Origin of the sequence: Portibacter lacus (assembly GCF_021533215.1) — a bacterium.
Lineage (GTDB): Bacteria > Bacteroidota > Bacteroidia > Chitinophagales > Saprospiraceae > Portibacter > Portibacter lacus.
Genome location: NZ_JAJNKA010000005.1, coordinates 287,473 through 301,664 on the forward strand (window position 1 = coordinate 287,473; position 14,192 = coordinate 301,664).

Genomic DNA, 14,192 nt, shown 5'->3' on the forward strand with positions numbered 1-14,192 from the left:
AGTAGATGTTAAAAATAGTAAAAGATTATTAATACTAATAGTGTTGATTAATTAGGGAAAGACTTAATGATTTAGTTTCTAGAACAGATTCATCATTTCCTCTTCTTTCTCTCTCATTATTTGTTGGTCTTCAGATGTTTTATCTTTGAAACCACAGAAATGTAAGAGTCCGTGGGATATAACTCTTAGTAGTTCCGTGTTGAAATCGATTTTTAAATCTGCTGCGTTCTCTTTAACTCGGTCTATGCTAATGAAAATATCGCCTTGGAGAGGATTAGGCTTTTCATGATAAGGAAAACTAATAATATCAGTGTAGTAGTCGTGTTGTAAGTAGTTACGATTAATATCTAGTAAATATTCATCGCTGCAGAAGATATAGTTAATGGCCTCGATGGATACTTTATTGACTTCCGCCATTTTGTGTACCCAAGTAGTATATTTTTCTTCCGGTATTAATTCAAATTCGATGTCTTCAAAATGGAATACAACAGGCAAGTCTAATTCTTCACTCATAAAAAAAACTGCATTTCTACTGTTCGACCGTCATTTGTGTATTGAACAATATCTGATAGTTGTTGAATCAGAAATACGCCTCTACCACCTAGTTTTTCTAGATTTTCGATTAAAGTAGGATCGGGAATTTCTTCTGGATTGAAGCCATCACCTTGATCACTAACAAGGATGGTAAGTACTTCCTTTACTTTATATAGTTCGATCTTAACTTCCTTATTCTTATTTTTCTGATTACCATGAATTATGGCATTATTCACTGCTTCCGTTACACTAATAAGTATATTAGGGTATATATTCTCGTTAATCGCTAAATCTTTAGCAAAGCTCTTAACGAAGAATTCAACTTCATTAATCTTTTCAGGATCAGATTTTAATATAAGTTCTGTCGGATGCATATAATAGACCTAACGTCTTAATTATTCTCTTTTAATGATTTATAATATTCTTCTACTAAATATTTATAATATGGCTTAAGTGAAGGGGAAACGGTTTTATACATTTCTACTTCTGATTCTTTTTTCTTAATGTATTCTTCTATAGCAGGCGGGTATTTTCGCTCTTTCTCCCCTGTTCGCTCTGCTATTCTTTTTTGGTCAAGTTCTCTTTGTCTTTCCGCATTTTCCGCTTCTAATAATCGAGTAACAATATCTTGTTGGCGTTTCAGCATTTCATTGTTTAATCGCTTATTGACAAGGTCAGTCTCGATTTTATCCATTTGGTCTATCATTTCCTGAAGACCTTGAGAGCTTTTACCTTGCTCATCTTTTCCTTGCTTGATTTCTTCTAGTGCTTTTCTTAAAGCAGCTTGTCTTGCAGCGGCTTGTGCGAATTCTTTAGACATTCCACCTTTTCCATCCTTGCCACCTTTCTTCTGGCCTTCCATCATTTCTTTCAGCTTCTCTCCCATTCCTTTCTGACCTTCTGTAATTTTATCCATCGGAACAGAACCTTGACTTCCTTTTCCATCTTTAGATTTACCAGTTCCACCAGGTTTAGGACAACTTCCGTCTCCTGCCATAGAAGACATCTGCTGTTGCATATTTTGCATGGACTCAGCTAACATCACAGCGAGGTCATTCGTATTCTTCATGACTCTTCTTTGATTATCATTAGCTAGTGGCTTCTGACGGTTCTCCATGTTATCCAGAGATTCATTCAGATTCGTCTTAATTTCAGCTATTTTATCTGTGACAAAGGTTTCAATTTCAGTAACTCTCTTACTTAAAGCGATTAGAGAATCTTGAATTAGTACGAAATCATCTTTCAGTTTATATTGATCTTGTACTAGAGAAACATACTTAGGTGTTGTAGAATTTGTTCTAGAAACCACGTCTATTAGGTCTTCTTGGTCGAATGAAAGATCCACTAAATTTTCTAACAATTGTCTCAGAGCTTGAATGTCTTCTTCCATTTGCTCCATTTCCCCTGCAGCCATGGCTCCTTGCATTTTCTCTGCCATAGACTTCATTTTCTCAGCAGCTTTTTTCTGAGATTTTGCAGCACCTTCATTCTCTTTTTGTTCTAACTGTTCTTCACTTTTTTCTAACTCTTCTTTGATTTCTTCAGATTGTTCTTCATTGTCTTCCCCTAATTCTTTAGGAACTTCTAATTCTTCGTTCTTCTCTTCTAATTTCTCTAACTGTTCTTCTAGCTTTTCGAAATCTTCATTTATTTTTTCCTGCTCTTTCTGTAATTCTTCTTTTGGCTTCTCTTCATTCAGAGTTTCTTGGCTTAACTTTTCTTGCTCTTCCGCTAGTTTCTCTAATTCTTCTATAATTTCATTCGCCTCCTTTTCTACTTCTAACTGCTTAAATAGTTCAAGCAAACGCTCCATGTTTTGATTCTGATTTTCATCATTCATCTTCATTTCTTCCATCATCTCCAGGGCGTTATCTTTGTCTAATTCTTGAAGCAATTCTTGGATTTGTTCCATTAATTCCTCCATCTCATTATTCATAGATTCCTCGAACATCTCTTGGAGTTTCTCCTGCTTTTCTTGCATTTCAGGATCTTGCTCCATTTCTTCTTGGTTCTTCAGATTTTCATCTAGCTTTTTCTTAGCTTCTTCTATTTGTTTCTGAAGTTCTTTCTGCTTTTCTAGTAATTCCTCAAGCTCTTTTCTATCCTGCCAGTCTAATTCGTTTTTCTGAAGTAGTTTTTCTTTCAATTTTTTCAACTCCTCCTGGATTTTTTTTGACTTATTCATCGTCTCCAGCAAGTCCTCCTTAATTTCTTCGTTATTCTGATCTTCTTTAGCTTTTAATTCCTCTATGCTTGCTTTCGCATATGTCATTATTCCAGTTCTAGAAGACTTACTACCATTGACCGCATCATTATCGAATACTTCAAAGTAGAAACTTACATTATCTCCAGCTTCTAATTTTAAGTCATTAACATCAAGTAAGTAATCATAGGAAGCTTGTGTATTCGTAGGATTCGGTAATTTAGTAGAAACTAAATCTTCTTTTTTACCATTTGCTCTTTGGATATTATAATTAAAAGATAGACTTCTTAATCCGTAATCATCAGAGACATTTCCTACGAAATATACAATGTTCTTTTCTATGCTATCTTGGATCTTTTCAACGGAAATCGTCGGGTTTAAATCCGGTATAACATTGACCGTATAAGATGTACTATCACCTTCTGGCAAGTAATTATTAGAAACGTATATTTTATAAAAGAGATCTCTCATCAATTTCTTGGATTGAGAAAAACTCTGATCAGATGTCTTTTTACTGTCTTCCTTATCTGCTTCATTGCTGAACTTGAACGAAACTTGCTCCGTATTCTCTACATTCATATCCCATCGTACGATTGTTCCTTGTGGAACAATGAAATCTCCGATACTATTCAGTGTTTCATCTTTTCTATTCGTGTAGGCAGGATAATCTAGTGTTACATTGAAATCTGTGAGATTAGGTTTCTTAAGTACTTTTAGCTTAAGATCATCTGAAAATATTTTTCCTGAGAATAACTTAAAATCAGTTTCTTTCTGAATATTCCTGAAAACATAATTGAATCGACCGTCCTTATCTTCTTTAAGTCTATATTGGTAACCATCCACATCTATGAAAACCTCTTGCGGACGAACATCACCTTGGATTTCTACGGATAGATTGTAGTCATCATATTGCAGTACTTCTAGATTTTCCTCGTTTATAACAAATTTATAAGGAGCATCTTTTTCAAATTTCTTATTGTTGTTTATGATTCTGCTTGTGGAATCCGTAATTAGTGAAGGAGCAGCAAAAACCAATATAATTAATAGCATAAATGGCGGAAGCGCATACTTCAGATACTTTCTATTTTTACTTAGGTCAATGGCTGATTTAAAAGGAACAATTTTAATTTCTTCCGACTTCTGGTTAATACTCGCATTGATTAGTGCAGCACTTTCGAATTGATTTGATTGCTTCTTAAGCTGTAGAACATTTAATAATTTATCTTGAACATCAGTGAAGTGTTCGCCAATAATAGATGCTGCTTTTTCATGAGAAATCACCTTTCCAAGACGGTTATAATTCATAAATGGAAGGACAACCCAGTAAAACAAGAGGCCTACCATAGAAACCAAATAACCATAAAAGAACATTTTTCTAACGCCTGTAGAAAAATAAAATTGGGACTCTAATAAACTGAATACAAGGAATGCAAGCAAAGAAATACTAATGAATAATAATCCACCTTTTACAATTTTATTCGTGTAGTATTTTTTTATGAATTGATCAAGCTTACGAATTAATAAGCTATAATTATCTTCTTTTCCTTGCATTATTTGCCATTTTAATCCAGGACTATGGTGTTATTCCTAGTATGATTTAACCAAAAAAGTGCCAAAAAGATTCAGCTTAGCTAAATTTACCATCAAATTAGCATAAAACAAGCTTATCATCAAGTATTAAAAGCTTAAAAAGAACTTTTATTATATAAAACGTTCATTTTTCGACAATTGCATATTATATGACAGTTTAACATATCATTATCATAATACTCCCTATCGTCTTTTCGAATGCTTACACTTTACTAAAAGACTTATACCGTTCAAGCAATTGTGGATTTTTCTCCATTCCTATGATTTCATCAATTGCAGTATTAATCTTATTAATGATTTCATCAATTATTTTCTTCGATTCTTCAGGAGCATCAGATTTCTTAGCAGCAACCATTTGGCGGAGACTATTTAAAGTATTGGTAGCCATAAAACGCTTAAAATTTGTGCTGTTATTTTTTCCTGTTTCGATCAGAAAGCTAAGGCTTTTCGAAAGATCACTTACAGGTAAATCTTGTAAAAAAGCCGAATAACTGCCGAAGACAGGGTAAGAGTTAAAACCAGCAAGGCCTTCTATTTTATTTTCAAAAAATGGAAGGTATTTCTTATCTCCAGTAACAGAGAAAATATCAGAAAGCGTAGCAACGATATCATAGTTTTCCTCCTCCATCATTTTTTCTGCAACCAAAAGTCCTTTCTCTGGATTCTGAGTATATAGCAAATTTAATCCAGCTGCATAAGTAGGGTAGGCTTGTTCTTTCTTCAATACCATTTCAGCGAAGTCTGCTAATGCTGGATCACTGATCTCTGCTAATTTGTCTAATGCTGATGATCTTACTTGAGATTTAGGATCGTTTTGTGCTAGGTCTTTTAGCTTGTTAATCAGTTGATCATTGTTAGGATTAATCTGACCTATTGCAAATCTTCTAATGGTATAGTAAGGATCGTCTAAAGCTTCTATGAAAATTGGTTTTGCTTCTGGATAACCTTTTAATGCATTAATCGCGTCTGCTCTATCTTGATATGTGTTTACATTTTTGTATTGGAAAATATTTTCCTCCACACTAAAGTTTTCTTGACGTCTTCCTAAGATGATATTATCTGCATCAAAATTGACAAAAGAAGGCTTAGCGTCCACCATGAATTCAAAGGTTTGCTGGCGTTCATTCACCCAAATATTCTCCGTTGTTTTAGAACCGTTAGCATTGTAAATATCTACTTTTACTGGGAGTTCGAAGATCGCTCTATTACTTTCAGGATCTTGGGTTTGATTAACGGTTAATGTGTATTTTCCATCAGTATAACCATGAATGATTTCTAATTCAGGATGTCCTTTATCGAAGTACCATTGGTTAAAAAACCAGTTCAGGTCTTCACCAGTTACCGCTTCGAAAGCGAGTCTTAAGTCATGTGCTTCTACCGCAGTATAGGCATTATCAATTAGGTATTTATTTAATGATGCCTTGAATGCTTCATCTCCTACATAATTTCTAAGCATGTGTAGAACCAGTCCACCTTTATTATAACTATGCGCATCGAACATGTCTTCCTTATCATCATATTCGAAGTTAATTAAATCATGAGTTCCTTGATTCTGAGCTGAACCTAAGTAACCTCTTAATTCATTACTTCTATGATTATCAGCCGCTTCTTTACCGTTTTTGTGTTCTTCCCATAAGTATTCACTATAATTGGCGAAGCCTTCATTCATGGTTAAGTTAGACCAAGATTCACAAGTGACATAATCTCCGAACCAGTGATGGAACATCTCATGCGCAACGATATAATCATTGTTATCATCTATTAACTCTCTACTTGTTTTCTGTACAAAGTCCCCGAAAATTACGCCTGTAGTATTTTCCATTGCTCCAGAAACATAGTCGCGAACAATGATCTGTGAATACTTATCCCACGGATATTTAACTCCAGTAAATTCTGAGAAAAATTCAAGCATTTCAGGAGTGTTGTTAAAAATTTGCTTGGCATCCTGCTCATACTTATCTTCTACATAATAAGCGAGTGGAATGTCTTCCCACTTATCATCTACCTTAGCAAATTCTCCGACTGCTATCATAAACAGGTAAGGAGCATGTGGTTGTTTCATGTTCCAATAATCTGTTCTAGTGCCGTCAGCGTTTTTAGTAGATTTCTCTAACAAGCCATTAGATAAAGTTTTAAATTTATCCTGAACAGTTAGATACATTTCTTGTGTCGTGCGTTCGTTAGGTTTGTCAATAGTAGGAAACCATCTTGAATTGTTCTCTGTCTCACCTTGCGTCCAGATCTGCATAGGTTTATCTGGATCTTCTCCTAGCGGATTGATGAAAAATAACCCTTTATCCGACGTAATTGCAGCACTTCCTCCTTCTGGTAACTCTTCTGGCTTAGCAGTATAATCAATTACAACTTCAGCGGCTTCACCTTGTTTGTAAGTTTTATCTAAGACGATCTTTATGTCAAAACCATCATATTCATATTTCAATGGAAGTCCAGTCTTTGCATTCGAAACTTTATGGATATCAAACCCTACAGCGTCGAAAGAGGCTGTTTCGATTGGATAAAACATAGGTTGGAACTTTAGCGTTGCAACACCTAGAACATGTTGCTTTTCCCAGTTGAATTTTAGATCTAGTTTCGTATGCAATAAATCTACCGTCCTTTTTGCTGAGGCTCTATAAGTGCCAAGTACTAAATCTGGTTCAGGAGCTGTAACTTTTGGCGCCACCACCATCATAGTGTCTAATAAGCGTTCCTCATATTCTACGGGAGCTTCTACTATTTTCTTACTTCCGGTGCATGAAGCGATTATAAGGGTAACTAAAACTACTAAGTACTTATTCATTCTTTTATGTTAATCGTTCTAAAAGATGGTTAATTTCCATCGTTGCTAAGTCAATTTTCTTTTCTATTTGGTTAAATAGGAGCATTCTGGACTGCTGTGCATCTAGGCTGACAGGTTGCGATAATTTTTTAACTCTCTCAAACCAATTTTTAGTATATGCGATTAGTTTTTCATTACTGGAAAGCATAAAATTAGGGTTATTATAAGTTGTAAATACCTGATCGTGCTTTGGAGAATTAATCAGCATGATATTATTCGTATATGATAATTCATTATGATAGAGCAAATAATCTCCAGACTCTTGATTCACTTCTTTTCCAGGATAAAACTTCTTTCCCTGTTCAGCCATTTTGCATAAATGTCGAATCAATGAACGTATTTTCTCACATAAGATCAGTGACTCTTCAGGTTTTTCGAAATATCCGCTGATCAGAAAGTATTTGATTTGGTTCAGAGTATTGGTAATGATATTCTCATTCCACAACTCGATATTCGGAGCTCTAAAGTAGTGAGTAAGAATCTCATCGACTTCTTGAGCGATAAAATGACTTCCTGAAAAATCATGGATGGAGAACTTTAGATCTTCATAACCTTTCAGATTCCATAGTGTCTTCGCATGAAGGAACATCTTAAAGTTGGTCAGATCCTTATCTAGAAAGTAATAAAACAAATGGAGTTCACTCGTTGCGTGCCATATCTGAAGTTCAGGCATGTTAGCCAGATTCACAACGAATTGCTTGATCGGGCTAAGAAAATCGATGAAGGTTTTAACCGTATTTCCGCTCGTCGGTAGATGGAAGTCCACTGTTAAACGATCTGTGTGAATAAGCGAATCAAAACTAAGATCGAATCGCTTCATTAATATCGCCAGATCATTTATAGACAGAGAAGTACTACCATTAATACGCTTATAGACGGCCGGTTTACTTAAAGACAAGGCGTCCGCGATTAAATCAACCCAGTTTCCTTGATCACCTACTTGACCTCTGATCTTGGCAAGAAGGTCTTCCTGGATTTTAAAAGCGTCCATCTTTTATAGTTTGGTATGTAAATTTAATATAAATTTTATACCGCTACATCATATTCTCTTAAGGCATCATTTAAGGATACTTTCTTATCGGTAGATGGTTTTCTTTTTCCAATGATAAGTGCACAATTCACATTAAATGGTCCTGCTGGAAACTGTTTAGTATAACTTCCTGGAATAACGACAGATCTTTCAGGAATTTCTCCTTTTGTTGTTACTGGCTCTGCACCAGTTACATCTATGATATGGGTAGACTTCGTCAATGTTACTCCTGCTCCGATCACAGATTCTTTTCTAACAATAACGCCTTCTACGATGATACATCTAGAACCGATAAAGCAATTATCTTCGATGATCGTAGGAGTTGCTTGCAAAGGTTCTAATACTCCACCTAAGCCCACACCACCTGAAAGGTGTACATTCTTACCTACTTGCGCACAAGAACCAACGGTTGCCCATGTATCTACCATGGTACCAGAACCTACATGTGCTCCGATATTCACATAACTAGGCATTAAGATAGCACCTGATTCTATAAAACTTCCAAACCTTGCAATTGCATGAGGAACAACTCTTACACCTTTTTCAGCGAAACCATTTTTCAATGGAATCTTATCATGAAATTCGAAAGGACCTACTTCTATGGTTTCCATTTTTTGAATAGGGAAGTACATTACAACTGCCTTTTTCACCCACTCATGAACAATCCACTCACCGTCTACAGGCTCTGCAATCCTGAGTTGGCCTCTGTCTAGTTGTCCAATAATTCCACGAATAGCGGCTTGTGTATCTGCATTTCTTAACAATTCCCGGTTATCCCAGGCTTGCAAAATTTTTTCTTTTAAGTCATTAATCATATGTCGAAGTATTAAAGTAAAGAGGTATATTTTTAATTGAATAAAAAGCTAAATGCTACTAATTGAGAAACGATTCCGATTAGATATCCGATAAAGACTTCATTTAAACTATGTGCCTTTAATATTAATCTTGTTGTACCCACAAGCCCAGCGATAAAGAGGCTGAGAAAAATTAGAACATCTGTGCTTACATTATAACTTCCCAGAGAACCCAAATTTACAAGAAAGCTCTCATAGCTGAAATTATATTTGATAAGTAGAATGCCCACAAACAGTCCACCGACACCAGTTGTATGAAGACTAACCTTCGTAAACAAACTAAAAAAGAATGTTAGAAATAAACCAATTGTGGAGCCTAGAACAAAAATGCTGAATACTAAAGGAATGGTTGTGTTCTGATATATATTGATAAAAAGCCAAAGGTAAAAACCACCAGTAATAATAAGTGGGATGATTCTTTCTGTTCGCTCTTTTAAATGAATAGAATTCACAAAACCCATAGCCCGCATGAGTAACACCGTGATTCCTGGCATAACTACAGTCAACATTACCACATAAATCATCAAGATACCTATCGCTTTTTCATTTTGAATGGAGAATAAATAAGGATTTATTACCAACAAGATCAACAGCAAATACGAAATGATGACTAATGGATGGAAAATGAATGATATAGATTGTGCAATATATTTCATAAGCGTGCAAAGATAATTATTCTGCTATAACTTGTATTTCTACTCGTCTATTTCGCTGTCTTTCGTTTTCGGTTGCGTTTTCATTCAGCGGAAATTGGTCTCCGAAGCCGACTGTTTCTATCCTTACCGCTTTAATTCCTTTCTGGACTAGGTAGTTTTTTATTGCTTTCGCTCGATTCTCAGATAATTCTACAAGTAGCTGTTTATCACCTACATTATCCGAATGTCCTTCCACTCTAATATACAGGGAAGGCACATCTTTCAGGACTTGTACTAATTTCCCGAGCTCCACGAAAGATTCTGGAAGTACTTCCGCTTCCGATCGTTCGAAATATATATTTCTAAGCGTAATTTTTCTTTTTTTACCAAATGGATACGGCAGCTCAACGACTTTACCTGGATCCATTTCGGCGCGTCGAACATATAGATTTAAGTTGTACTTGGTCACTTCATCGCTCACTAATTCGAAAGGATCTATCACTACTTCATCCCCGATATAACCTCGCTTGATAACCTTGAATTTGATTAATTCGTTTTCTGTCAATGTTACCTCGTATTTTCCATTATAAGTTCTGAAAAAACCATCGAATCCCATGACATGAGCTTTTCCCCAATAGATTTCTCCTCGCACAGGCTCATTCGTTTCAGCATCTATTATGGTTATAGATATCGTAAGTGGTTTTTCTAAGTCCTTAGGAGCGGTTAGGTGATATCTGAAAATATCACTGGAACCATCTCTTTTAGACGAAAAGTAGATGTAGTCTTCCGTTGCATCTAGATAAGGCTGTGATTCATCGAACTCGGTATTAATAGGAACGGGCAATAACCTTGGCTCTGACCAGTTTCTGTATGTGTAGTCCAGCCGATCTGAAACATATATATCCATTCCTCCTTGACTTCCAGGTCTATTAGAAGCAAAGTATAATCGCTTTTTATCCTTAGAAAGGAAAGGGGCTGTTTCTCTAAAAATAGTATTAATAGGGCTATTTACGGGTTCTGGACGACTCCATACATTAGGTTTTACACGAATAGAAATATAGATGTCCGATTCACCTTTACTGTCCGGTCTTTCCATTGCGATAAACAGTTGTTCAGCATCTGGACTCATGGTCATGCTCACATCATTCCCTAGATTGTTAAAGTCGAAAACCTCCATTGGCACTGGAAAACCAAATCCACCATTTTCAAGAATTTCGACACTCGAAAACCCTTTTTCAATACCTCCATCTTCATCGAATTTATTTAAAACAACTAATGCATTATTCAGTTCGAAGTTGGCTAAGACACTGTTCGGATAGGCATTATTTAATGGGTATCCTGGGTGGATGACACCTCTAAACTCATTCTCATATAATCGAGCATAATAGATATCTTGGTTGAAAGTGGAGGATTCTGGATCTTCTACTTCATCACCAGAAATCTGAGAGAAGATGCGCTGAAGCCTAGATTTTAAAGTGGTTTTTTCAATTTTCTTTCTAGAAATGACATTTACAAAATCTGGATCTCCAGTTCTCGTAAAGTATAACCGAGTATTATCTACACTTAAGACAGGACCTACTTCATCATACTTAGGCGTGTTAACACTGGTGTTCAGTTTTTCCAATTGCTTTTGAGCAAAAAGAGGAATGAACATCCCAATAAATAATACGGTTAAAAATATTTTCATGTTTTCAGACCAAAAATCACACAAATATCATCTTTATTTAAAAGGATACAGAAGTTTTCGAAGGAGAATTATATTTTTTTTAACCAAAAAATAGAATTATTACTTCACTATTACTGTTTAGCATAAATAAATACCACCATTTTTACGTTTAACAAAGAACATGCATAAATATAGAATCAACATATTATTTTTTATCCTTTTGATTTTCTTTCAGGTCAATGCTCAAAGTGGGACCTCTGAGAAGAAGGTGACCATCGATGGCCAAGTAATGACCGCGCTTATTACAGATGGGGATACCTTAATAATGGCAGACTTAGAAGATATTAGTATTACTTCGCCAAGAAGTTTCGAAAGTGCTGAGGATTACAGAAGATATTTATACTATAGGAAATGTGCGAACAAGGTTTATCCATATGCCCGCGAAGCCATTAAAATATTTAGAGAAATGGAAGTGGCTACCGCTAATCTAAATAAAAGAAAACGGAAGAAGCATGTTCGAAAGTTACAGAAGGAACTCAAAGAAGAGTTTTCAGATCCATTGAAAAAACTAACAAGAATTCAAGGTTCTATCTTGGTTAAAATGATAGAAAGAGAATTAGATCAGCCGATGCATAGTTTGTTAAAGGAACTAAAAGGAGGCTTTTCGGCTGGATATTGGAATCAGATTAGTAAGATTTATGGATATGATCTGAAAAGAGGTTATGTAGTGGGAGATGATAAAATCATGGATGCTTTACTACAAGATTTTGATATTTCTTACTCATTCAAATAGACCTTAACGATTTTCCATTAATTTTGTCTTATGGAGAATTACAATCAATTAAGACTAGGAACGACAGATAAAGTTAAAGGAAAGGTTACGTGGAGTAGTCCTTCGAATCTAGCTATTATCAAATATTGGGGTAAGCACGGTATTCAACTGCCCAATAATCCATCTATCAGCTTCACGCTTACGAATGCAGTTTCTAAGACGACTGTCGAGTATTCTGCAAGAGAGACTTACGATGGTTCTATCGATGTTAATTTTATATTTGATGGCTTTGAGAATGATGCTTTTAAAGATAGAATAAAGAAATACTTAAATTCTATCAAAGCATATGTGCCTTTCGTGGAACAATTACATTTTAACATAACCAGTGAAAACACTTTTCCTCACTCTTCAGGAATTGCATCATCCGCTTCAGCCATGAGTGCCATTGCTCTAAGCATCTGTTCTATAGAAGATGAATTATTCAAGAGCTTAAGTGATATCAATGATTTCGAGCGCAAAGCTTCTATGCTTGCTAGATTAGGAAGCGGAAGTGCAAGTAGATCTATTTTTGATAGTTGGGCATTATGGGGAAAAACGGGGGATGTAGAAGGCTCATCTGATGAATATGCCATCGGAATGAAAGATCATGTTCATCCTATATTTCATAATTTGCACGATGATATTTGTATACTAAGTGCAGATGAAAAATCAGTTTCTTCTTCAGCGGGACACGCTTTAATGGATACGAATCCATATGCACCTACAAGGTACGATGAGGCGAAAAGACAACTATTCTATCTACTAGAAGCGTTAAAGCAAGGAAATTTCGAAAGGTTCGGAGCAATAGCAGAGCAAGAAGCAATGAGCCTTCATGCCTTAATGATGGTTTCGAATCCGTCCTATATACTCATGGTCCCTAATACACTTGCTGTCATTAAGAAGATCAGAGATTTTAGAAAAGAGAGCGGTCTTCCCGTTTACTTTAGTTTAGATGCTGGTCCTAACATCCATTTGTTATATCCAGATCATATTGCAGACCAATTAATTGACTTTATCGAAAACGAAATACGTCCATTATGTGTTAATGGTATAATTATCAGTGATAAAGTAGGACCTGGTCCTGAACAATTAGACTAATTTAATGAGAAAAGTAAGCTATATTTTATATTTATTAATTTTTCAATCATGCTTCCTGTCCGCACAACAGGAAAAAGGAACCGATATAGAATTGTCGAGTAAGAAGTATAAGAAGATGATCGATCGAACGATCGGTTTTACGATTCCTTTATTGAGTGTAGAAGAGCTTCATGAAAACATGGATGATTATGTTATCCTGGATGCTAGAGAAATGAAAGAGTATAAGGTCAGTCACCTTCCTAAAGCCATCTATGTTGGTTATGATGATCCAGAATTAGGACTGATCCAATCCATTGACAAAGATAAAAAACTTCTTTTTTACTGCTCAATAGGCTATCGAAGCGAGAAAATAGGAGAACGGGCGAAAGAAATGGGATTTACAGAGGTTTATAATTTATATGGGTCAATTTTCGAATGGGCCAATAAGGGGTATGAACTAGAAGATTCCAGTAAAGCAGAAACCAATCAAATACACGGATATAACTGGTTATGGGGAAGATGGATTACGAATGAAGCGTATGAGAAGGTGTATTGATTTTCTAGGTCAATTTTTTTAAGTAAGACTTCATTATTATAATTGCTCTTAGTAAGGAGTTATAATAAATTATTGCTTTTAGGGTTATATATATAGCTTAATAAAGGCAGTATGTCAAGACTATTAACCGCAGTATCATTCCTCATTTTCTTACATTGTCACTATTCTTCATTTGGACAATTTTACAACATAGATGAAGGATACCTCACATACAAGTTGAATAATGCTCGCATAGGCAATTCAATGATTTCTTCAGCTCCATTTCTAAGACATTCCATGGATGCAAGGTCTGGTGGATTAGGAAATGCAGGAATAGCTTCCTCTCCCGATGCTAATGCTATGTATTTCAATGCTTCTAAGCTAGCATCCGTGGATTCAACTTTGGGATAGAAGTGAA

12 protein-coding genes are annotated in these 14,192 nt (G+C 35.4%); 4 read left to right on the forward strand and 8 right to left on the reverse strand.

Going from position 1 to position 14,192, the window contains the following annotated elements; all coding sequences use genetic code 11:
- Nucleotides 1-78: 78 nt before the first annotated feature.
- From ybeY to L2586_RS10610, 8 genes are all read right to left on the reverse strand, one after another.
- Nucleotides 79-513 (reverse strand): rRNA maturation RNase YbeY, encoded by a 435-nt coding sequence (gene ybeY / locus L2586_RS10575; RefSeq protein WP_235292861.1) that lies wholly within the window; start codon nucleotides 511-513, stop codon nucleotides 79-81.
- Nucleotides 510-908: an ATP-binding protein gene (locus L2586_RS10580; protein ID WP_235292862.1), complete on the reverse strand. Its 399-nt coding sequence runs from the start codon at nucleotides 906-908 to the stop codon at nucleotides 510-512. Before L2586_RS10580 ends, ybeY begins: the two co-directional genes overlap by 4 nt.
- A gap of 17 nt (nucleotides 909-925) precedes the next feature.
- Nucleotides 926-4,288: a DUF4175 family protein gene (locus L2586_RS10585; RefSeq protein ID WP_235292863.1), complete on the reverse strand. Its 3,363-nt coding sequence runs from the start codon at nucleotides 4,286-4,288 to the stop codon at nucleotides 926-928.
- 241 nt (nucleotides 4,289-4,529) lie between these two features.
- Nucleotides 4,530-7,127 (reverse strand): M1 family metallopeptidase, encoded by a 2,598-nt coding sequence (locus L2586_RS10590; RefSeq protein ID WP_235292864.1) that lies wholly within the window; start codon nucleotides 7,125-7,127, stop codon nucleotides 4,530-4,532.
- A 4-nt stretch (nucleotides 7,128-7,131) separates the two neighbouring features.
- Nucleotides 7,132-8,157, reverse strand: a complete 1,026-nt coding sequence (locus L2586_RS10595) for a hypothetical protein (RefSeq protein ID WP_235292865.1) — start codon at nucleotides 8,155-8,157, stop codon at nucleotides 7,132-7,134.
- A 35-nt stretch (nucleotides 8,158-8,192) separates the two neighbouring features.
- Nucleotides 8,193-9,011: a 2,3,4,5-tetrahydropyridine-2,6-dicarboxylate N-succinyltransferase gene (locus tag L2586_RS10600; protein WP_235292866.1), complete on the reverse strand. Its 819-nt coding sequence runs from the start codon at nucleotides 9,009-9,011 to the stop codon at nucleotides 8,193-8,195.
- 32 nt (nucleotides 9,012-9,043) lie between these two features.
- Nucleotides 9,044-9,706, reverse strand: a complete 663-nt coding sequence (locus L2586_RS10605) for a hypothetical protein (protein ID WP_235292867.1) — start codon at nucleotides 9,704-9,706, stop codon at nucleotides 9,044-9,046.
- Between the two features lie 16 nt (nucleotides 9,707-9,722).
- Complete coding sequence (locus L2586_RS10610) at nucleotides 9,723-11,372, reverse strand: OmpA family protein (protein WP_235292868.1); 1,650 nt, start codon at nucleotides 11,370-11,372, stop codon at nucleotides 9,723-9,725.
- A 160-nt stretch (nucleotides 11,373-11,532) separates the two neighbouring features.
- On the opposite strand from L2586_RS10610, the gene L2586_RS10615 reads away from it, so the two are divergent.
- From L2586_RS10615 to L2586_RS10630, 4 genes are all read left to right on the forward strand, one after another.
- Nucleotides 11,533-12,144, forward strand: a complete 612-nt coding sequence (locus L2586_RS10615; protein WP_235292869.1) for a DUF4294 domain-containing protein — start codon at nucleotides 11,533-11,535, stop codon at nucleotides 12,142-12,144.
- Nucleotides 12,145-12,174: 30 nt separating this feature from the next.
- Nucleotides 12,175-13,260 carry a diphosphomevalonate/mevalonate 3,5-bisphosphate decarboxylase family protein gene (locus tag L2586_RS10620; RefSeq protein ID WP_235292870.1) on the forward strand — a complete coding sequence of 362 codons (1,086 nt, stop codon included), beginning with the start codon at nucleotides 12,175-12,177 and terminating at the stop codon, nucleotides 13,258-13,260.
- Between the two features lie 4 nt (nucleotides 13,261-13,264).
- Nucleotides 13,265-13,795, forward strand: a complete 531-nt coding sequence (locus tag L2586_RS10625; protein ID WP_235292871.1) for a rhodanese-like domain-containing protein — start codon at nucleotides 13,265-13,267, stop codon at nucleotides 13,793-13,795.
- A 111-nt stretch (nucleotides 13,796-13,906) separates the two neighbouring features.
- Complete coding sequence (locus L2586_RS10630) at nucleotides 13,907-14,185, forward strand: hypothetical protein (RefSeq protein WP_235292872.1); 279 nt, start codon at nucleotides 13,907-13,909, stop codon at nucleotides 14,183-14,185.
- The last annotated feature ends 7 nt before the right edge of the window (nucleotides 14,186-14,192 follow it).

Excerpts from the sequence above, each read along its gene's own strand:
- ybeY (WP_235292861.1), bottom strand. The coding sequence starts at position 513 with ATGAGTGAAGAATTAGACTTGCCTGTTGTATTCCATTTTGAAGACATC.
- L2586_RS10580 (WP_235292862.1), bottom strand. The coding sequence starts at position 908 with ATGCATCCGACAGAACTTATATTAAAATCTGATCCTGAAAAGATTAAT.
- L2586_RS10585 (WP_235292863.1), bottom strand. The coding sequence starts at position 4,288 with ATGCAAGGAAAAGAAGATAATTATAGCTTATTAATTCGTAAGCTTGAT.
- L2586_RS10590 (WP_235292864.1), bottom strand. The coding sequence starts at position 7,127 with ATGAATAAGTACTTAGTAGTTTTAGTTACCCTTATAATCGCTTCATGC.
- L2586_RS10595 (WP_235292865.1), bottom strand. The coding sequence starts at position 8,157 with ATGGACGCTTTTAAAATCCAGGAAGACCTTCTTGCCAAGATCAGAGGT.
- L2586_RS10600 (WP_235292866.1), bottom strand. The coding sequence starts at position 9,011 with ATGATTAATGACTTAAAAGAAAAAATTTTGCAAGCCTGGGATAACCGG.
- L2586_RS10605 (WP_235292867.1), bottom strand. The coding sequence starts at position 9,706 with ATGAAATATATTGCACAATCTATATCATTCATTTTCCATCCATTAGTC.
- L2586_RS10610 (WP_235292868.1), bottom strand. The coding sequence starts at position 11,372 with ATGAAAATATTTTTAACCGTATTATTTATTGGGATGTTCATTCCTCTT.
- L2586_RS10615 (WP_235292869.1), top strand. The coding sequence starts at position 11,533 with ATGCATAAATATAGAATCAACATATTATTTTTTATCCTTTTGATTTTC.
- L2586_RS10620 (WP_235292870.1), top strand. The coding sequence starts at position 12,175 with ATGGAGAATTACAATCAATTAAGACTAGGAACGACAGATAAAGTTAAA.
- L2586_RS10625 (WP_235292871.1), top strand. The coding sequence starts at position 13,265 with ATGAGAAAAGTAAGCTATATTTTATATTTATTAATTTTTCAATCATGC.
- L2586_RS10630 (WP_235292872.1), top strand. The coding sequence starts at position 13,907 with ATGTCAAGACTATTAACCGCAGTATCATTCCTCATTTTCTTACATTGT.